Origin of the sequence: Sodalis sp. RH24, assembly GCF_047324145.1 — a bacterium.
In the GTDB taxonomy this organism is placed as follows: Bacteria; Pseudomonadota; Gammaproteobacteria; order Enterobacterales; family Enterobacteriaceae; genus Acerihabitans.
This window is the reverse complement of the sequence record NZ_CP178729.1, coordinates 331,748-349,826: the sequence shown is the minus strand read 5'-3', so window position 1 is coordinate 349,826 and position 18,079 is coordinate 331,748. Positions and strand designations below refer to the sequence as shown.

At 60.6% G+C, this 18,079-nt stretch carries 17 protein-coding genes; 4 read left to right on the top strand and 13 right to left on the bottom strand.

Features of this window, described 5'->3' with window-relative positions:
* Window positions 1-176 precede the first annotated feature (176 nt).
* Complete coding sequence (locus ACL2XG_RS01565) at window positions 177-719, bottom strand: glutathione peroxidase (protein WP_410014658.1); 543 nt, start codon at window positions 717-719, stop codon at window positions 177-179.
* Between the two features lie 186 nt (window positions 720-905).
* Window positions 906-1,718: a polyphosphate kinase 2 gene (gene ppk2 / locus ACL2XG_RS01560; protein WP_413723053.1), complete on the bottom strand. Its 813-nt coding sequence runs from the start codon at window positions 1,716-1,718 to the stop codon at window positions 906-908.
* 158 nt (window positions 1,719-1,876) lie between these two features.
* Between ppk2 and ACL2XG_RS01555 the strand changes: the two genes are divergently transcribed.
* Together ACL2XG_RS01555 and ACL2XG_RS01550 are read left to right on the top strand one after the other, a co-directional pair.
* Window positions 1,877-2,437: a GNAT family N-acetyltransferase gene (locus tag ACL2XG_RS01555; protein WP_413723054.1), complete on the top strand. Its 561-nt coding sequence runs from the start codon at window positions 1,877-1,879 to the stop codon at window positions 2,435-2,437.
* 134 nt (window positions 2,438-2,571) lie between these two features.
* The gene (locus ACL2XG_RS01550) at window positions 2,572-3,384 is read left to right on the top strand and encodes a Cof-type HAD-IIB family hydrolase (RefSeq protein ID WP_413723055.1); all 813 of its coding nucleotides are present in this window, start codon (window positions 2,572-2,574) and stop codon (window positions 3,382-3,384) included.
* Here the strand turns inward: ACL2XG_RS01550 and ACL2XG_RS01545 are convergent.
* From ACL2XG_RS01545 to ACL2XG_RS01500, 10 genes are all read right to left on the bottom strand, one after another.
* The gene (locus ACL2XG_RS01545) at window positions 3,337-4,458 is read right to left on the bottom strand and encodes a bifunctional transcriptional activator/DNA repair enzyme AdaA (RefSeq protein ID WP_413723056.1); all 1,122 of its coding nucleotides are present in this window, start codon (window positions 4,456-4,458) and stop codon (window positions 3,337-3,339) included. The genes ACL2XG_RS01550 and ACL2XG_RS01545 overlap by 48 nt on opposite strands.
* Window positions 4,459-4,541: 83 nt before the next feature.
* Window positions 4,542-5,219, bottom strand: coding sequence for an RBBP9/YdeN family alpha/beta hydrolase (locus ACL2XG_RS01540; protein WP_413723057.1), 678 nt, complete (start codon window positions 5,217-5,219; stop codon window positions 4,542-4,544).
* Window positions 5,216-6,070 carry a triphosphoribosyl-dephospho-CoA synthase CitG gene (gene citG / locus ACL2XG_RS01535; RefSeq protein WP_413723454.1) on the bottom strand — a complete coding sequence of 285 codons (855 nt, stop codon included), beginning with the start codon at window positions 6,068-6,070 and terminating at the stop codon, window positions 5,216-5,218. Before citG ends, ACL2XG_RS01540 begins: the two co-directional genes overlap by 4 nt.
* A gap of 61 nt (window positions 6,071-6,131) precedes the next feature.
* The gene (gene citX / locus ACL2XG_RS01530) at window positions 6,132-6,668 is read right to left on the bottom strand and encodes a citrate lyase holo-[acyl-carrier protein] synthase (protein WP_413723058.1); all 537 of its coding nucleotides are present in this window, start codon (window positions 6,666-6,668) and stop codon (window positions 6,132-6,134) included.
* The gene (citF, locus tag ACL2XG_RS01525) at window positions 6,669-8,195 is read right to left on the bottom strand and encodes a citrate lyase subunit alpha (protein WP_413723059.1); all 1,527 of its coding nucleotides are present in this window, start codon (window positions 8,193-8,195) and stop codon (window positions 6,669-6,671) included.
* A 35-nt stretch (window positions 8,196-8,230) separates the two neighbouring features.
* Window positions 8,231-9,106, bottom strand: a complete 876-nt coding sequence (gene citE, locus ACL2XG_RS01520; protein ID WP_410014649.1) for a citrate (pro-3S)-lyase subunit beta — start codon at window positions 9,104-9,106, stop codon at window positions 8,231-8,233.
* Window positions 9,103-9,396, bottom strand: a complete 294-nt coding sequence (gene citD, locus ACL2XG_RS01515) for a citrate lyase acyl carrier protein (protein WP_413723060.1) — start codon at window positions 9,394-9,396, stop codon at window positions 9,103-9,105. The genes citE and citD overlap by 4 nt, the downstream gene beginning before the upstream one ends.
* Before the next feature lie 51 nt (window positions 9,397-9,447).
* On the bottom strand, window positions 9,448-10,512 hold the full coding sequence (gene citC, locus ACL2XG_RS01510) for a [citrate (pro-3S)-lyase] ligase (protein ID WP_410014647.1): 1,065 nt from the start codon (window positions 10,510-10,512) through the stop codon (window positions 9,448-9,450).
* A gap of 48 nt (window positions 10,513-10,560) precedes the next feature.
* Window positions 10,561-11,436 carry a fumarylacetoacetate hydrolase family protein gene (locus ACL2XG_RS01505; RefSeq protein WP_413723061.1) on the bottom strand — a complete coding sequence of 292 codons (876 nt, stop codon included), beginning with the start codon at window positions 11,434-11,436 and terminating at the stop codon, window positions 10,561-10,563.
* Between the two features lie 37 nt (window positions 11,437-11,473).
* Entirely contained in the window at window positions 11,474-12,844 is a 1,371-nt protein-coding gene (locus tag ACL2XG_RS01500) for a 2-hydroxycarboxylate transporter family protein (protein WP_410014645.1), read from the bottom strand.
* Between the two features lie 416 nt (window positions 12,845-13,260).
* Here ACL2XG_RS01500 and ACL2XG_RS01495 point away from each other — a divergent pair, with 416 nt between their 5' ends.
* Both ACL2XG_RS01495 and ACL2XG_RS01490 read left to right on the top strand, forming a co-directional pair.
* Window positions 13,261-14,907 carry an ATP-binding protein gene (locus tag ACL2XG_RS01495; protein WP_413723062.1) on the top strand — a complete coding sequence of 549 codons (1,647 nt, stop codon included), beginning with the start codon at window positions 13,261-13,263 and terminating at the stop codon, window positions 14,905-14,907.
* A complete protein-coding gene (locus ACL2XG_RS01490; protein WP_413723063.1) occupies window positions 14,897-15,610 on the top strand; it encodes a response regulator in 714 nt (237 codons plus the stop codon). The genes ACL2XG_RS01495 and ACL2XG_RS01490 overlap by 11 nt, the downstream gene beginning before the upstream one ends.
* A 38-nt stretch (window positions 15,611-15,648) precedes the next feature.
* Here the strand turns inward: ACL2XG_RS01490 and maeB are convergent, their stop codons facing one another.
* The gene (gene maeB / locus ACL2XG_RS01485; protein ID WP_410014642.1) at window positions 15,649-17,928 is read right to left on the bottom strand and encodes an NADP-dependent oxaloacetate-decarboxylating malate dehydrogenase; all 2,280 of its coding nucleotides are present in this window, start codon (window positions 17,926-17,928) and stop codon (window positions 15,649-15,651) included.
* Between the last annotated feature and the right edge of the window lie 151 nt (window positions 17,929-18,079).

Genomic DNA, 18,079 nt, shown 5'->3' with positions numbered 1-18,079 from the left:
ATCCCATGACTGGGGAGAAAATCGCCTGGCGCTGATTTTAGCATACCGGCCTTGCCGGGATAAGATATCCGCGCTGTTTACGGCGCTTTTGCCGCGGCGGTGGGATGAGAGGAATAGCGCCCCGGATTAAGCGCCGGCGCCGGCCCCGCCCGCGCCAGTCCGGGCCGCAGGGGGGGTTAGCCGAGCGCGGCGTCGATGGCGCGCAGCAGCCGCGGATCGTCAGCGGTGACATCGGGCGCAAACCGCGCGATAACCTTGCCCTGCCGGTTGATAAGGAACTTTTCAAAATTCCATAATACGTCCTGGCGATTGGTGGGGTCGACCCCATAGCCCTTCAGGCGCTCGCGAAACGGGCCGTCGCCGGTAGCCACCGGTTGCGCCGCGGTCAGCTGGGCGTATAAAGGATGCTGATCCTCGCCAAGCACCGATAATTTGGAAAACATCGGGAAGTGCACGTCATAGTTGACGGCGCAGAAGTCGCTGATTTCCGCGTCGCTGCCCGGTTCCTGGCCCTTGAAGTTATTGGCGGGAAAACCCAGCACTTCCAGCCCGCCGGCGCGCCGTTCCTGGTAAAGTTTTTCCAGCCCTTCATACTGCGGCGTCAGCCCACATTTGGACGCCACGTTGACCACCAGCAGCACCTTGCCGCGGTACGCCGCCAGGCTGCCGGGAGTACCGTCAATGTGTTTAAGCGGTATGTCGTAAAGAGACTCGGTCATGTTTTATCCTTTTCAAATGATAGAGGGCCAGGTTTCATCGGCGGCACGCCCCGCCCCGCCAGGGGAACGCCGGGCGCCGCCGGTCATGCCGCGCAAACGACCTATGACAATAGCGCGCCCGGGCCGCAGGCGCAAGGCAAGGCGCGCCGGCGGTCAACCGGGGATCGCCGGGGCCCGCGCCGGCCGTCAGGGCGCAAGCCGGCCGTTTTCAATGCAAACGGTATCGAAGGCATACAGCACCTCCGGGTCCGGCAGAGCCAGATTTTTATCCTTGCCCTGGTATGGTAGGCGCCCAAGCAAGTCGCGCAGGATATTGACGCGCGCCGTATGTTTATCGTCGGTATGCACCACTATCCACGGCGTGGTCGGGGTATGGGTGCGGGTCAGCATGAGGTTGCGCGCCTCGCTGTACGGCTTCCACAGCTTGGTGGCCTGCTGGTCGATGGGGCTGATTTTCCACTGTTTCAGGGGATCGGTGAGACGGGATTCCAGCCGCTCCTTTTGTTCGCGCTTGCTGATATCCAGATAATATTTGATAAGCTTAATGCCCGAGCGCACCAGCAGCTGTTCAAAATCCGTCACGGTGTTCATAAATTCTTCGTACTGCTCGTCGGTGCAAAACTTCATCACGCGCTCGACGCCGGCGCGGTTGTACCAGCTGCGGTTGAACAGCACCATTTCCTGCGCCGCCGGCAGCTGCGCCACGTAGCGTTGGAAATACCATTCGGCCTGATCCCGCTCCGAGGGTTTGCCAAGGGCGACTACCCGGATTTCACGCGCGCTCAGGTGTTCGGAAATGGTTTTGATAATGCCGTCTTTGCCCGCCGCGTCGCGGCCCTCGAAGATCACCACGATTTTATCGTTGGCGCTGATGATTTCGCGCTGCAGCTTGACCAGCTCTACCTGCAGTAAATGCAGGACCTGATCGTACTCCTTGCCGGACGGGATCTGCGCGGAGGGTGATTCCTGGTCGTCGTTATGGTGCTTTTTTTTGCTCATTGTTACTCCCGATGGATGAGATTCCTGATTTCAGCCCTGAGTATGGCATTCAATTGGCCGTTGCGTGAGGATGGCGGGTTTTAATGTTTTTTATACAGAACTATCAAGCGCAAGCGTTATGATGGCGTTACTGCTGGAACAATAACCGGGGGATGCCATTGGAACTGTACACCGAGAGAATGCATTTGCGCCCCGTACGGGTAAGCGACGGCGACAGCCTGTACCGCATCTACGGCGACCCGGAAACCCAGACCTTTAATCCCGCCGGTCCCTATCCCGATCTTGCCTATGCCAAGCGGGTGCTGGCCGGCTGGCTGACCCATTGGCAGGCTTTCGGTTTCGGCACCTGGGCGATTAAGCTCAACCGCGGGCCGGAGGCGATTATCGGCTTTGGCGGCCTGAGCGTGCGCCCCTTGGGCGACCGGGTCATCAATAACCTGGGTTACCGGTTCGCGGCCGATGCCTGGGGAATGGGCCTTGCCACCGAATTTGCGCGGGCGGCGGTCGCCGCCGGCTTCGGCGCGCTCGGGCTCGCGGAGATCTCCGCCACCGTCCGGGAAAACCATCTGTCGTCGCAGCGGGTGCTGATTAAAGCGGGACTCGTACGGGCCGGCAGCATTGACGATGTGCCGGGCCACGTACCCAGCCTGCTGTTCACGCTGCGCGCTGGCGACTATGATCCCGGCAAAAACGCGGCAGACGACCCTCCCGGGCGATAGCGCGGCCAGTACGATGTTGTCCTTGACAGCCGCTGGAATTCCCGATAATTTGCCACTTTATAAAACACTTTTATAAAGTCGTCCTGCCCGCCGCCCCGGCACACAATAGCGCGGCGACAGACTCTGGAGCGCGGATGAGCATCAAAATGATTGCGGTGGATATGGACGGCACGTTCCTGGACGACGGCAAAAATTATGACCGGCAGCGATTCAGCCGGCAATACGACAGCCTGCGCCGGCGGGGCATAAAGTTTGTGGTGGCCAGCGGTAATCAGTACTACCAGCTGATCTCCTTTTTCCCCGACATTGCCGGTGAAATCGCCTTTGTCGCCGAGAATGGCGCCTACGTCGTCAACGGCGGCCAGGAAGTGTTCTGCGGCGAGTTCAGCCGGGAACACTATGAAAGGATCTTGGCCGTGCTGGCGGAGATACCTTATCTGCACACCGTCGTCTGCGCCAGGGAAAGCGCCTATCTGCTTAACAGCGTCGCACCGCACCTCTACCGGCGGATCAACCGTTATTATCATCGCCTGGCGGGGGTAGATAATTTTTCCGCCGTCACCGGCACGATATTTAAATTTGCGCTCTCGCTGCCCGATGAAAAATTACCCGGGTTTATCCGTTTTATCGCCGCTGAACTGGAGGGCATCGTCACCCCGGTATCCAGCGGCCATGGGTCGGTCGATCTGATTATTCCCGGCCTGCATAAGGCCAACGGGCTGCGGATACTTCAGCGGCTATGGCATATCTTGGATGATGAGGTGGCGGCCTTCGGCGACGGCGGCAACGACCTCGAAATGCTGCAACAGGCGGGCTACGGCTACGCCATGGCCAACGCGCCGGACACGATCAAAGCGGCGGCCCGTTACCTCGCCGCCTCGAATAATGAGGCCGGCGTATTAGGCATTATCGACGACATTTTGCTGCCCGCCCCGCCCTTCGCCTGAGAACCGCCGTTTTTCGTGTTCGATCAGCCACTGCTTGCGCCATAAGCCGCCGCCGTAGCCGGTCAGGGTGCCGTCGGCGCCGATGACCCGGTGGCAGGGTATCAAAATGGCAATCTGGTTGGCGCCGTTGGCCCGGGCCACCGCCCTGGTCGCGGTGGGACGCGCGATGGCGGCGGCCACCGCCGAATAGCTTCTTACCTGGCCCGCGGGGATGGCGCGCAAGGCATCCCAGACCCGGCGGGTAAATAGCGATCCATGCTCGGCCAGCGGCGTGGCGAAGCGGCAGGATGCGCCGGCGAAATAGTCGTTCAGCTCGCGCTCCAACTGGTCGGTGACCGGCGTGCTATCCATAACGATCTCCGAGGCGGTGAGGTTCCTGAGCCGGGTGAGTTCCGCGGGCAACGCCGGGCGATCGGCAAACTCCAGCAGGTGCAGCGCCTGCTGGTCCGCCACCGCCAGCATGGAGCCGAGCGGGGTGTCCAGCCAGCGGCTTTTCAGAAACCGATGCCGCCGGGCCTGGCTGGGATTCATGCCCAGGTGCCGGGTAATGGCGGCGCGAAAACCGCTGCCCGATTCAAAGCTGGCCTCCAGCTGGGCCTCTATGACGTCCGCCCCCATCGTCAGTTGGTGAATGCCCTTGCCCAGCCGGCGCAGCCGCGCCATCTCAAGAAAGGTGACGCCAAACTGGCGTTTAAACGCCCGCCTTACGGTGGAGGGATCCAAACCCGCCGCGGTCAGGTCGTCTTCCGACCATTTTTTTTCCGGGTCGCTTTCCAGGCGGGTCAGCAGCATGCCCAGGGTTTTATCCCGCGCGCCGAACAACGACAGGGGCTGGCACCGTTTGCACGGCCTGAAACCCGCCTCCATGGCCTCGACCACGGTGGCGTAAAAAACGGCATGTTCTTTTTTGGGCTTGCGCGCCGGGCAGGTCAGGCGGCAAAACACGCCGGTGCTTTTGACCCCCACGAACGCAAAACCATCATAGACCGGGTCGCGCGCCAGCAGCGCGGCGTATAGCGTATCCACATCAGGCAGTTCAAAAAACATCGCGATCGGCACCCTGTAACCCAACATAAGCGCCATCTTAAAGGAATGTATTTTTGCCGACGACATTTTTCGGGCGTTGATTTTTTTGCCCGATCCGCGCGGCGACGCCCCTAGTATCGCGCCGCCAGCCGGCGGGCGAACCGGGCCACGCAATCCAGGCCGTGCGGCCAGGCGCCAAAACCGGACTGGGCGTTGATATGGCCGGCCTCCCCCACATCCACCAGTTCGCTGCCCCAGGCGTCGGCCCAGTATTGCGCGCGCGGGAACGCCAGCAGTGGATCGTTATGGCTGGCGAACATCAGGCTGGGCACCGGCAGCCGTACCGGCAGGATGCGATCCTCGATTTCAAAGCGCACCGGCTCGGCGGGCGCCACCAGGACGACCCCGGCTATTTGGCCGGCGCAGCGGCTGGCATAATACCAGGACGACAACGCGCCAAAGCTATGGCCTATCAGCAATGCCGGCGCCGCCGGCGCGTCCAGCGCGCGCCTGATGGCCGTTTGCCAGCCGTCGAGATCCGGCTGCAGCCAGTCGCGCTGGGCAATACGCCGCCAGGCGGGAAACGCCCGCTGCCAGCAGGTTTGCCAATGCTCGGGGCCGCTGTCGTTGATGCCTGGCACCAGTATCACGCGCAGCGGCGCATAAACGTCGGCGGCGGGCGATTGGCCGTCGGCGGGCCGCGGCGGATAAACGCCCGGCCCAGAGCGCGCCGTATCGCCGGGCGCGGCGCGTTCTGGCCCAGGCTGCCCGTTCACGGCCCGTTGCTGTGCCGGCCGGCGAAGGTTCATGCCGGGAACCGCGCCAGCACGGACATGACCGCCAGCAGATCGGCGCTGCCCCCGGGGCTGAGATTGCGCCGCGTCAGCGCGCGATCCATGACCTCCAGATCCTGCTCGCGCCAGCCGTCCGCCAGCAGCCGCCGGGCATAGCCGCGCACAAACCGCAGCCCGCCGAGGCCGCCGCGCGCCACCAGATTGGTATCGGGATTATGGGCCATCAGCACCAGCAGGCAGTGCAGCAGCGCGCTTTCTCTTTTCGTCCCCACCGCCAGCAGCCGATCCCAGGCCGGCAGGGCATGATCGCGCACGGTGGCGAATCCGCGGGCGGCCTCGCCCCGCGCGCCGGTCAGGCCATGGCGCAGGTAAATATGCTCGCCCACGGTAGCCGCCCGGCGGCAGCCGGCCAGTTCCGTCGCCACCAGCCGGGCGCAGATCGCCGCCACGTCGGCGCATAACGCGCTACGGGTCAACGCCTGCCCCCGCCCGCTCAGGCGCCCGGCGGCGACGCACAGCAAGCCCAGGGAAAAAATCCCCCCTTTATGGGTATTGACGCCGCCGGTAGCGGCAAACATGGCGTGCTCGCAGGCCAGGCCGGTGGGGCGGATTTCAGCCAGTACCCGCTGCGCCGGCATTCCGGCGCACCGCTCGCCCAACGCGATAAACCGGCCGAACCAGGGCGCGATGGCCGTTATGCTTTGCATAAACAGCGGCAAATCCATATCGCGGTGCGCGCCGTTGTTGCGGCCGTCCACCAGCCCGGGTTTTGGCGTCAGCATCACTTCCTCGCGCAGCGCGGCGGCGGCCAGCAGATCAAGCGCTGGCGGCGGCGCGGCCTGACGGCCGGCGTCATCCCGTATCATTGGCGACGCGGATGGCGCGGCCCATGCCGGGTAGCCGGCGCCGGCCGTCCGGGCGCCGTTATCAGCGGGCAAAATAGGCATCCAGCAGCCCCTCTATTTTAGCAATAACCTCTTCCTGCGGATGGCGGCGCGACCGCGCGCAGGCATGGGCGGGCTGGTCGCACAGCAAACACGGCCGTCCCGCCTGGTCAAGGGAGCGGCGGCCGATAACGCCGCCGGCCGGGAAAAGCACATCAATATCCCACAGCCGCCCCAGGGGATGCTCCTTCTCCAGCGCCACCGTGGCGGCCTTGATTTCCACGGCGGCATGATCAACCGCCCAAAATGCCTCCGGCCCGGTGTCCGGCCACCACACCGCGCGCGCCAGCACCGGCCAGCCGCGCTGCGCCAGCAGCGCGTCGCAGGCTGCCAGCGCGGCGCGCATCGAGCGCCGGTAGCGGGCCGAATCCTTCACCGGGCCAGGTGATACCAGGGTTAATGAAATAAGCGGGCGCCGGTGGCGCGCAAGCCATTCCGTTTGCCGCGCGGCGCGCAGATCCCGGGCCGTCAGCAATTCCTCCAGCGAAACGGCGAACTGCAGTGAATCGGCGATAGTCATTTAGCTGTCCTCTTGAACCTGGCGCACCACGTCGATGACGCTGCCGTCGCGATAGCGGATAACGCCGACAATGCGCCGGGTAAACGCGATGGCCTTCGGCTCGCCGGTCAACCCCACCGCCCGTTGATAAAGCTGTTCGATATCCACGACCTCCAGACCGGCATCCACCAGACGCTGGCGCACTTCCGGCCGCGCCGGATTGACGGCAATTCCCTGATCGGTCACCAGAACGTCGATGCTCTCGCCGGGCGTCACCAGGGTGGTGACCCGGCGCACTACGGTTGGGATCCGGCTGCGCGTCAGCGGCGCCACCACGATGGTCAGGTTGGCGGCGGCGGCCACGTCGCAGTGCCCGCCGGACGCGCCGCGCATCACCCCGTCGGAGCCGGTTATCACATTGACGTTAAACGCCAGGTCGATTTCCAGGGCGCTTAAAATCACGATATCCAGCTGGTCGCAGCAGGCGGCCTTGGCGCCGGGATTGGCATAGACGTTGGTGGAGATCTCGATATGATTGGCGTTGTGCTCAAGGGAGGCCGCCGCCTGGCCGTCGAAGGATTGCGTATCCAGCAGCCTGGCGATCAGGCCCTGCTCAAACAGATCGACGATGCTGCCGGTAATGCCGCCCAGCGCAAAGCGCGCCGCGATGCCCAGGCGTTCCATTTTCTGCGCCAGGAAGCGGGTGCAGGCGGTGGAGGATGCGCCTGAGCCGGTCTGGAGGGAAAAACCCTCGACAAAATAGCCGGAGTGCTCGATGACATCGGCGGCGGTGCGGGCAATCATCAGCTCGCGCGGATTACTGGTCACGCGCGCCGCGCCCACGCTTATCTTGGCCGGGTCGCCCACCTGATCCACCGTCACGATATAATCCACCTGATCCTGCCCCAGGCTGGCCGGCATATTGGGAAAGGGCACCAGCGCCTCGGTAAGCAGCACCACTTTGCGGGCAAACTGCGCGTCCACCATGGCGTATCCCAGCGAACCGCAGCGGGATTTGCCTTGGGTGCCGTTGGCATTGCCGAACTCGTCGCTGCAGGGCACGCCCAGAAAGGCCACATCTATCTTCAGCTCACCGTCCTGCAGCAGTTTCACCCGGCCGCCGTGGGAATGGATTTGCACCGGTTCTTCCATCAGGCCGTGGGAAATGGCGTCCGCCAGCTTGCCGCGCATGCCGGAGGTATAAATTTTGCTGATGACGCCGGCGCGGATCGGCTCGATCAGCGCATCGTTGCAGGTCATCAGCGAGCTGGAGGCCAGCGTCAGGTTTTTAAATCCCAGCCGGGCCAGCGTCTCCACCACCCGGTTGATCACCATATCGCCCTCGCGGAAGGCATGGTGAAAAGAGATGGTCATGCCGTCCCGCAGGCCGCTGCGCTCGATGGCCTGCTCCAGGCTGGCGCACAGTTTACGCTGGTGTTTGGCCTGGCCGTCGGCCAGCCACGGCGTAAGGCGGTTGGCATGGCTGAACGGCGCCAGCGGCGGCAAATGGCGGTACTGCGCCTGTAAATCGTCTGTTACGTCACTCATTAGGTATTCCTGTCATTCTGTTAACGTGAAAACACTTACCGCCGCACACCGGAAGCCCGGGCGCGCTCCAATACCACCTGGGCATGGTTGATAATGGGGCCGTCAATCATCTTGCCGTTAAGTGAAATCACCCCCAGCCCGTTGCGTTCGCCTTCTTCGGCCGCCTGGATGACGCGCTCGGCGTAATCCACCGCTTCCTGGGTGGGCGCGTAGGCGTTGTGCAGCAGTTCAATCTGGCGCGGGTTAATCAGCGATTTGCCGTTAAAACCCATTTTGCGCACCAGATCGACCTCGCGCAGGAAACCGGCATCGTCGTTGATATCGGCATAGACCACGTCAAAGGCGTCGATCCCGGCGGCGCGGGCGGCGTGCAGCACCGCGCAGCGGGCATAGAACAGTTCCGTGCCGTCGCCGCGCTCCGTTTGCATATCCATGACATAATCGAACGCCGCCAGCGCGATGCCGATAAGCCGGGGCGAGCAGCGGGCAATCGCCACCGCATTAATAACGCCGATGGCGGATTCGATAGCCGCCATAATGCGGGTGGATCCAACCTCGCGCCCGCATTCGCGCTCGATGCGCTCGATATGGGTTTCCAGCTCGTGGATATCCTCCGGACTGTCGGTTTTAGGCAGTCGCACCACGTCGGCGCCGGCGCGAACCACCGCCGCCAGATCCTTCAGGCCGAAGGGCGTATTCAGCGGATTGATGCGCACCACGGTTTCGATATCGCGGTACATCGGGTGCTGCAGCGCATGGAATACCAAAATGCGCGCACTGTCCTTCTCGCGCAGGGACACCGCGTCCTCCAGATCGAACATGATGGAGTCAGGACGGTAGATAAAGGCGGTGGACAACATGGCGGCGTTGGCGCCGGGGATAAACAGCATACTGCGGCGAAGCTTTTTCATGACAGGTGTTCCCATTGGATGCGATCGGCCCCGGCGGCGCGGAGCACCGCCGTCTGCACGCGGGCGCGGATCACGCAGTCCAGCGCCCCTTTATCGTCGATAATGATCAGTCCTTCTTTGACATCCATGGCCGCCAGCGTCGCGTCGATCACCCGGCGGATCTGCGCGCCGAACTGCTTTATCACCTCGCTGTTGATCACCACGCTTAATTCGCCGCTGTTAGGCGCGACCTTGACCAGCAAATCGCTGGACTCAAAGGTGCCCGCCAGGGCCTCTTGTATGATTTTCATAATGCGTTCCTGATTAAAAAAACACGGCTAAATAAAGGGTCCCGGGCCACATTACGCGCCCGTTGCGCAGATCCCGGCCAGCGGCCTCGTCTCGCGCCGGCAAAGATAAGCAAAGGTGCTCGGCGGGACGAGGTCGCGGATGCGCGCCATTTGCCGTTGCGAAAGCAGCGCCCGCACCTCGGAAGCTGATATCGCCCGGCCCGGCGCATGGCATGCGCGCGCGATCTCCACTACCCGCAACGGCGGCTGCGCCGCGCGATCCGGGTCTTCGAGCCACTCGTGCATATCGTGGTTATATTGATGGGTCACCGGGCAATAGGGCTCGGTGCCGACATAACGGTGGGTAATGCCCAGCGGCGGCGCGATATAATGACGGAAAATCAGTAAATCCATGGCGCTGTAGGTTTTGCCCACCAGCCCGGCGTCACGCAGGAAGTAGCCGGGAAAGGTGGCGCGCGAGATCAGGTAGTCGGACCCGTCATGCACCGTCACGTTGGCCAGATGCGCCACGCCCTGGCGCACCATGTCCAGGCGCGCGGCATACGGAAACAGCGACACGTCTTCGCGCACCACAAAGATATGCACCCAGGCGCAGGCGGCGGCGGCCTGTTCCGCCAGATAGCGGTGGCCGAGGGTGAAGGGGTTGGCGTTCATCACCACCGCGCCGATGGGCGCGCCCGGCCGGTAATATTGCGCAAGCGAACGGCTGTAGCGCCGCACGCCCACCGGCGTATTTTCCATCAGCACCGCCACCTGGCCCGTCTGCGCCAGGGGGTAAAAACCGCAGCCGCGAAATACGCCGATGTTCGCCGGCCGGGTATACAGGAACAGATGGAAATGGCCCTGGCGTATGGCCAGTTGCTCCACCTCGCCCACCAGCCGTGCGCTCAGGTTATCGCCCCGGTAATCCGCCGCCACCGCGACACATTTGATCACGTTTCCCGCGATGCCGGCGCATCCCACCAGCCGCCCGCCGCTGCGGGCCACCACGAATCTGGCGATATCCGCGTCCATGCCCAGAAGACTTGCCTCCAGCAACGCGCGCACGTCCGCCAGGTTATCGCGCGGGTGGTTAACGGTCAGCACGGAAAAGTCCAGGGGGTCCCGATCGTACATACAGTTTTTCCTATCATGGAGTAAAAAGCCGGCGGCGCAGGCGCGGCGCTACGCGGCGATATGGGACGCCGCGGCGGCCGTGGGCCGCTGCGCGTCGATGACCATATTGCGCAAATGGCCGATATTTTCTATTTCGACCTCGATGCAGTCGCCGGCCTTCATAAACAGCGGCGGCGTGCGTTTTTTACCGACGCCGCCCGGCGACCCGGTAATAATCACATCGCCGGCATTCAGCCGGGTAAAGGTGCTGATATATTCAATCAGCTCGGCGATGCTATGGATCATGCTGCGGGTATTGTCGTCCTGCACCATCAGGCCGTTAAGCCAGGTCCGGATGCTGAGCGCATGGGGATCGGGGATTTCGTCGGCGGTGGTCAGGTAGGGTCCGAACGCGCCGGTCCGCCGCCAGTTCTTGCCGGCGGTGAACCAGGTGTGCTGCCAGTCGCGGGCGGAGCCGTCCATATAACAGCTGTAGCCGGCGACATGGGATAAGGCGCGATCGGCGGGGATATCCTCGCCGCCCCGGCCGATAATCACCGCCAGTTCCCCCTCGTAATCAAACTCCGCCGAATGGCTGGGTTTTTCGACCGGCGTGCCGTGCCCGGTCTGTGAATCGGCAAAACGCACGAAGAGGGTGGGCGCCGGATTCATTTCATTGAACTCCCGGCGTTTGGCGGCATAGTTCATGCCGACGCATAAAATTTTGTCCGGATGTTCGATTACCGGCAGGAACGTCAGCCCGGCGAGGGCAATATCCGCCGGCGCGCCGGTCAGTTCGCGGGCCAGGGGCAGCGCGTTGCCCGCCAGCAGGGCCTTTAAATCCGGATAACGCTGGCCGAAACGACGGCCCAGGTCCACGATGCCGCCGGGCGTGACGATGCCGTAGCTTTTGGTGCCCTGATGAAGATAACTTGCGAGTTTCATAAACATTCCTGTGTTAACTACCGGCGCCGGCGCCGGTTCAGAGAATAAAATTGCCCAAGACCAGCAACGCGACCGAGACATTGATGGCACCGCCGATGCGGGTGGCAATCTGGGCGAACGGCATCAGCGCCATGCGGTTGCCGGCGGTGAGGATGGCCACGTCACCGGTGCCGCCCTGCCCGCTCTGGCAACAGGAGACGATGGCCACGTCGATGGGGTGCATGCCGATTTTTTTGCCCACCAGGAAACCGGTGCCGACCAGGGTGCCGACGGTGCTGACTATCACCAGCAGGTTGGTCAGGGTGAAGGCGTTAACCAGCTCTTGCCAGGGGGTGATGGCCACGCCCACGGCAAACAGGATCGGATAGGTCACCGATGTCTGGAAGAATTTATATACCACCTGCGAGCCTTCCAGCATGCGCGGCGATACGCCGTGGGCCAGTTTGATCAGCACCGCGATAAACAGCATGCCCACCGGCGCCGGCAGGCCGATAAGCTTATAGCCCAGCATGCCCACCATATAGAGCAGCACGGCCAGCAGCGCGCCGGCGGCAATGGTGGTCACGTCGGTTTTACCGGCGGCGGCCTGGGCCGGTTCCGCGTCGGCGGCGTCTTGCGCGCCGGGCCTGGTGGGCATCAGGTTGCCTTCGCCGGTGAGGTGGGGATAACGCTTGCCCACGCGGTTAAGGCAGCCGGCAATCACAATGGCGGTCAGGCCGCCGAGCATCACAATCGGCAGGATGCGGCCAAGCGCCACTCCCTGCTCCATGTGCAACAGCGCGGCGTAGCCGATGGAGAGCGGAATGGCGCCCTCGCCGACGCCGCCGGCCATGATGGGCAGGATCAGGAAAAAGAAAATCTGGAACGGCGGCAGGCCGAGCATCAGCCCGACGCCCATGCCCACCAGCATGCCTGCCACTTCGCCGCACAGCATCGGGAAAAAAATGCGCAGGAATCCCTGGATCAGCGTGCGCCGGTTCATGCTCATGATGCTGCCGACAATAATGCAGCAAATATAGAGATAAAGAATATTGGTGGTTTTAAAAAACGCGGTGGTGGAAGCGACCACGACATCGGGTAATAACCCGTAATGCACCAGCGCCGAAGGAATAAAGGTGGCACAGATGGCGGCGGCCCCCATTTTACCGATAATCGGCAGTCGTTTACCGAATTCACCGCAGGCGAAGCCAAAAAATGCCAGCGTGGCCACCATTACCACGATATCGCTGGGTAATTTCCCGCTCAGGCAATCAATGCCGATCAGCGCCCCGGCCAATAAAAATAGCGGCAGGGGAATAATACCTACTTTCCAGGTGTCCAGGATATGCCACCATTTTTCCTTTGCGGAAATTTTTTTTGCGTGTGTTGTATCCGCGACAACAATATATGAATCATCTGTCGTGCTCATTATCTGCCCCTTTATCAATTAGTGCAGGCATAATAAAGACCAGTACGCATGAAATATGTGATTGCATTCAAATTAAAACCGCTATTTTAAAGGCATTTAAGATTTTAATGGTTTTAATTATTTCATGTACAATCAATAGATTCAATTTAACGCCATGAAGTTTTAATGGCGTCTATGGCGTTAATGGTTTTTAGTGTTTTAATGGTTTTAATTCCCGGCAAGGGTATATGTTAATGAAAGGTGATGAAAATGTATTATATTTACCCGATGCTATTTTTAATCGCGGGACGAGGAAGGGTAAAGCATTGCCAGGCTGTGTTTGCGATCACATTTTGCGGGGCAGCCCCTTACAGCCTTTTTTAATCATGATAAGCTGAATTATCAGGTAATCATTCTCCCTATGGCCGAAGTATATTATGCGCGCGAGAATCTCATTCCATATAAAGCTTTTTATAAGCCTTATCGTTTTTTTTTCGCTGCTGCTTACGCTGATAGGTATTTATTATTACTACGATCTCGATAAACAACTGTATGCGGAAATCGGTGCGCGGGCTCAGGTGCAGGCGCGGGAAATCGCCATGATCCCATCGCTGATAGATGCGGTCAAAATCAAGGATATAGCCGCAATCGCCGCCCTGATGGACACCTTGGCCCAGCGCAGCGACGCCAGTTATATCGTTATCGGCGACCAGCAGGGGCTGCATTTGTATCATTCGCGTTATCCGGAGCAGGTGGGCAAGTCGATGATCGGCGGGGATAATAGCGAAGTGCTGGCGGGGAAAAATATTATCTCCATTCGTAAAGGCGGTCTGGGCATATCCCTGCGCAGCAAAGCGCCTATTTTCGACAAGCATAATAATATTATCGGCATCGTCTCCATTGGCTATTTGAAAACGCATATCGACACCCTCAGCACCGGAAAATTGGTTAACATACTGCTGGTGGCATTACTGTTGCTGCTGGCGTTGTTTATCTTTTCATGGTGGTTTTCCAATACCATGAAAAAGCAAATGTTCTCACTGGAGCCGCGGGAAATCGGTTTATTGGTGCGCCAGCAAAAGGCGCTGCTGGAATCGATCTTCGAAGGGGTGATAGCCATTGATAAAGAATACAGGATTGCGCAAATTAACCGGGCGGCAAAATTATTATTATCCCTGTCGGCCACCTCGCGCGAACTGCGCGGCCGCCCTTTGTCGGCGGTAATTAAACCCATCGCTTTCCTCGCTGAACACACCATGCTGGCCGGCGACACCCATGACGAAATATGCCTGTTCAACGACGTCACGGTTATCGCCAGCCGGGTAAGGATCATGCTGGAAGGCAAGTTGCAGGGGTGGGTGATCAGTTTCCGCGACCAAAAGGATATCGATAGCCTGAGCATTCAACTCAGCCAGGTGAAACGTTATGCCGACAACCTGCGCATCCTGCGGCATGAACAGCTGAACTGGACCGCCACGCTTGCCGGTTTGCTGCATATGAAACGTTACGACGAAGCCATCCATTATATTGAAGCACAATCGGAAAGCGCCCAGGAAATACTCGATTTCATCTCCGCGCGGTTCTGCTCGCCGGCGCTGTGCGGCCTGCTGCTGGGAAAATATGCCGGCGCCCGCGAAAAAGGCGTGCAGTTGCTGTTCGACCCGGCCTGTCATTTAACCCGCATTCCTCCCCGCCTGCGCGACACCGAATTAATGTCGGTGGTCGGCAATATCCTCGACAACGCCATTGAAGCGACCCTGCAGCGCGAGGGCGAGCATTACCCGATCGAAGTCTATATCGTTGGCGGCGACCGGGAACTGGTGATTGAAATCGCCGATCAGGGTATCGGCATCGCGCAGGACAACGTCGAACGCATCTTTACGTTCGGCGTGACCACCAAACTTCATGGCGACCATGGCCTGGGCCTGCATCTGGTCGCCAGCTACGTCCACCACGCCGGCGGCGCGATAGAAGTCTCCGCCAACCACCCCTACGGGACGGTATTTTCCGTATTTATACCCGTAACCAGCCTTGCGACCACGGTGGGCCCCCTCACCCCGGATGAACCTTATTATGCAACCTGAAATTTTTGACGTGCTTATTGTTGAAGATGAAAGCTCACTGGCGCGGCTGCATGCCGATTTTATCGATAACCACGACAAGCTCCGGCTGGTGGGCGTTGCCGGTACGTTGAAAGAAGCGCGCGAACAGCTGCTGCAAAAACGTCCCCGGCTGATATTGCTGGATAATTATCTCCCCGACGGCCAGGGTATCTCGCTTATCGACAGCGAACTGCTGCGCGGGCTTGAGTGCTCGGTGATTTTCATTACCGCCGCCAGCGACATGAACACCTGCAGCCAGGCCATCCGCTGCGGCGCGTTCGACTATATTCTGAAACCGGTATCCTGGAAGCGCCTGCGTCATTCCCTGGAGCGTTTTATCCAGTTTGCCTTGACTCAGCGGGCGTTCAAGGTGGTGGATCAGCAAAATGTCGATATCCTCTACCAGCTCCAGTCGAAAACCTTCAATCAGGAGGCCGGCAGCAAAGGCATCGAGGAAAATACCCTCGGTCTGGTAAAGCAGATATTCAGCGCCGGTGACAGCGATTTGCTTTCGGTTGACGATATCGTCGGCCGCACCGGGCTGAGCAAAACCACCGCCCGCCGCTATCTGGAATATTGCGTTGACACCGGGTTCCTCGGCGTGGAAATGCGCTATGGCAATATCGGTCATCCGCGGCGCTTGTATCGCCGCGCGCCGCCGGACGCGCAACCCGGCGCGCAATAGCATAGCCATGGCGCGCCGGGCCCGTCGATACCGCGGGGTTACAGCGGTTCCGTCTGCGCCTCCACCACCGCCAGCGCCACCATATTGACGATACGCCGCACCGAGGCCACCGGCGTGAGGATATGCACCGGTTTCGCCACCCCCATCAGCACCGGCCCGACGGTGACGCCTTCGGAAGAGGACACCCGCAGCAGGTTATAGCTGATGCGCGCGGCCTCCATATTGGGCATGATCAGGATATTGGCCGCGCCCTTGAGCGGGCTGTCCGGCATCAGATCGCGGCGAATGCTTTCCACCAGCGCCGCGTCGCCATGCATCTCGCCGTCAATTTCCAAATCGGGCGCCATCTGGTTGACCAATTGCAGGGTCTTGCGCATCTTGCGCGCCGCCGGGCAATCCGAACTGCCGAAACTGGAGTGCGACAGCAACGCCACCTTGGGCTCGATGCCGAACCGCCGCACCGTCTCGGCCGCCATCAGGGTAATTTCCGCCAGCTGCTCCGGCGTCGGGTCGTCATTGACATAGGTATCGGCGATAAAGGTATTGCCGCTGGGCAGCAGCAGCGCGTTCATCGCGCCGGCCACATGCACGCCCTCGCGATAGCCGAAGACCGATTCCACCACCGCAAAGTGCTCTTGATAACTGCCGACGGTGCCGCAGATCATCGCGTCGGCCTCGCCGCGCCGCACCATAATGGCGGCTATCAGCGACGGATTGCCGATCAGCGCCCGCTGCGCCTGCTCGGGCGAGACGCCCTGGCGTTTCATGATCTGGTAATATTCGCCCCAGTACTCCTTAAAACGCGGGTCGGATTCATTGTTCACCACTTCAAAATCCTTGCCGGCGATAATCTGCAGGCCCAGCTTTTGCAAGCGCATCTCGATAACGCTCGGGCGGCCGATCAGGATCGGCAGCGCCAGCTTCATGGTGACCATTTCCTGGGTGGCGCGCAGTACGCGTTCCTCCTCCCCTTCCGCCAGCACCACGCGTTTCAGCTGTTTGCGCGCCTGGGCGAAAATCGGCCGCATAAACAGATTGGTTTTATAGACGAATTCGGTCAGTTTTTCGGTATAAGCGTCGAAATCCTTGATGGGACGGGTCGCCACGCCGGAGTCCATCGCCGCGCGCGCCACCGCCGGCGCAATCTTGACAATCAGCCGCGGGTCGAAGGGTTTGGGAATGATGTATTCCGGCCCGAACGACACGTCCTGGTCGCCGTAAGCGGAAGCCACCACATCGCTTTGCTCGGCCAGCGCCAGATCGGCGATGGCGCGCACGCAGGCCAGCTTCATTTCCTCATTGATGGTGGTGGCGCCCACGTCCAGCGCGCCGCGAAAAATAAACGGGAAGCAAAGTACGTTATTGACCTGATTGGGATAGTCGGAGCGGCCGGTACAGATAATGGCATCGGGGCGCACCGCCTTCGCCAGCGGCGGCAGAATTTCCGGCTCGGGATTGGCCAGCGCCAGAATCAGCGGCCGCGGCCCCATGGTCTTCACCATAGCCTGGGTCAGCACGCCGGGGCCTGAGCAGCCCAAAAAGATATCGGCGCCGGGGATGGCGTCCGCCAGGCTGCGCATGCCGTTATCCTTGATGGCGTAGGCGGCCTTGGTTTCCGCCATGTTCTCTTCCCGGCCCTCGAAGATCACGCCGCGCGAATCGCAAACGACGATATTATGACGCTGCAGCCCCAGCGCCACCAGCAGGTTCAGGCAGGCGATGGAGGCGGCGCCGGCGCCGGAGACCACCAGCTTGACGTCGCTCATATTCTTTTCCACCACCCGCAGGCCGTTCAATACCGCGGCGGTGCAGATGATGGCGGTGCCATGCTGATCGTCGTGGAATACCGGGATTTTCATGCGTTCACGCAGTTTTTTCTCGATATAAAAACATTCCGGCGCCTTGATATCCTCCAGGTTGATGCCGCCGAAGGTCGGCTCCAGGGCGGCGATCACCTCGATAAGCTTATCGGGATCCAGCTCATCCACCTCGATATCAAACACATCGATGCCGGAAAACTTCTTAAACAAAACGCCCTTGCCTTCCATCACCGGTTTGCCCGCCAGGGCGCCGATATTCCCCAAGCCCAGCACCGCGGTGCCGTTGGAGATAACCGCCACCAGGTTGCCGCGCGCGGTATATTTAAACGCGGCCAGCGGATCCCGGGCGATCTCCAGGCATGGCGCCGCGACGCCCGGCGAATAGGCCAGCGCCAGATCGTGCTGGGTGGCCAAGGGTTTGGTCGGGGAAACCTGGATCTTGCCGGGCTGCGGGAACTGATGAAAATCCAAAGCGCTTTGTTTTAGCTGTTCGTCCATTGTAGGATCCCTTGTATTCTCTTAAGACTTGTAAAGGAATGGTTCGACGTTAGATCCCCTCTAGTATAAAGAGCGCGCACAGTCAAACTATGAAGCAAGGCATAGTCTGCATAACATTATGAGACACGTATCACGTCCAGAAAATAAAACA

Bases quoted from the DNA above. Each gene is read 5' to 3' on its own strand.
- citF (WP_413723059.1), bottom strand. From the start codon at position 8,195: ATGAGTGACGTAACAGACGATTTACAGGCGCAGTACCGCCATTTGCCG.
- ACL2XG_RS01565 (WP_410014658.1), bottom strand. From the start codon at position 719: ATGACCGAGTCTCTTTACGACATACCGCTTAAACACATTGACGGTACT.
- citG (WP_413723454.1), bottom strand. From the start codon at position 6,070: ATGATACGGGATGACGCCGGCCGTCAGGCCGCGCCGCCGCCAGCGCTT.
- ACL2XG_RS01540 (WP_413723057.1), bottom strand. From the start codon at position 5,219: ATGAACCTTCGCCGGCCGGCACAGCAACGGGCCGTGAACGGGCAGCCT.
- ACL2XG_RS01500 (WP_410014645.1), bottom strand. From the start codon at position 12,844: ATGAGCACGACAGATGATTCATATATTGTTGTCGCGGATACAACACAC.
- maeB (WP_410014642.1), bottom strand. From the start codon at position 17,928: ATGGACGAACAGCTAAAACAAAGCGCTTTGGATTTTCATCAGTTCCCG.
- ACL2XG_RS01550 (WP_413723055.1), top strand. From the start codon at position 2,572: ATGAGCATCAAAATGATTGCGGTGGATATGGACGGCACGTTCCTGGAC.
- ppk2 (WP_413723053.1), bottom strand. From the start codon at position 1,718: ATGAGCAAAAAAAAGCACCATAACGACGACCAGGAATCACCCTCCGCG.
- ACL2XG_RS01505 (WP_413723061.1), bottom strand. From the start codon at position 11,436: ATGAAACTCGCAAGTTATCTTCATCAGGGCACCAAAAGCTACGGCATC.
- citD (WP_413723060.1), bottom strand. From the start codon at position 9,396: ATGAAAATCATACAAGAGGCCCTGGCGGGCACCTTTGAGTCCAGCGAT.
- citC (WP_410014647.1), bottom strand. From the start codon at position 10,512: ATGTACGATCGGGACCCCCTGGACTTTTCCGTGCTGACCGTTAACCAC.
- ACL2XG_RS01545 (WP_413723056.1), bottom strand. From the start codon at position 4,458: ATGTTGGGTTACAGGGTGCCGATCGCGATGTTTTTTGAACTGCCTGAT.
- ACL2XG_RS01495 (WP_413723062.1), top strand. From the start codon at position 13,261: ATGCGCGCGAGAATCTCATTCCATATAAAGCTTTTTATAAGCCTTATC.
- citX (WP_413723058.1), bottom strand. From the start codon at position 6,668: ATGACTATCGCCGATTCACTGCAGTTCGCCGTTTCGCTGGAGGAATTG.
- ACL2XG_RS01490 (WP_413723063.1), top strand. From the start codon at position 14,897: ATGCAACCTGAAATTTTTGACGTGCTTATTGTTGAAGATGAAAGCTCA.
- citE (WP_410014649.1), bottom strand. From the start codon at position 9,106: ATGAAAAAGCTTCGCCGCAGTATGCTGTTTATCCCCGGCGCCAACGCC.